Here is a 256-nt window from a genome sequence, read left to right as displayed (position 1 = left end):
CTGGTCGAGCGCGAGCTGACATATTTGCGCCAGCACGGCCACACGCTGCCGGAGCGCATCGACATCGGCACCATGGTCGAAGTGCCCGCGCTGCTTTATCAGATGGACGAGCTGTTGAAGAAGGTCGACTTCATCTCGGTCGGCTCCAACGATCTGTTCCAGTTCCTGTTCGCGGTCGACCGCGGCAATGCCAAGGTCTCCGAGCGCTTCGACACCATGTCGACGCCGATCCTGCGCGCACTGCGGGATATCGCGC

At 62.1% G+C, this 256-nt stretch carries 1 protein-coding gene; it reads left to right on the top strand.

Going from position 1 to position 256, the window contains the following annotated elements; genetic code table 11:
• The coding region (locus C1X29_RS30110) for a putative PEP-binding protein (protein WP_305888219.1) at positions 1–256 on the top strand (256 nt) is incomplete at both ends.

This window comes from Pseudomonas sp. GW456-12-10-14-LB2, assembly GCF_002884345.1.
Classification (GTDB): domain Bacteria; phylum Pseudomonadota; class Gammaproteobacteria; order Pseudomonadales; family Pseudomonadaceae; genus Aquipseudomonas; species Aquipseudomonas paraglycinae.
The sequence above is the reverse complement of the archived record's forward strand: the minus strand, read 5'-3'. Positions and strand labels throughout refer to the sequence as shown.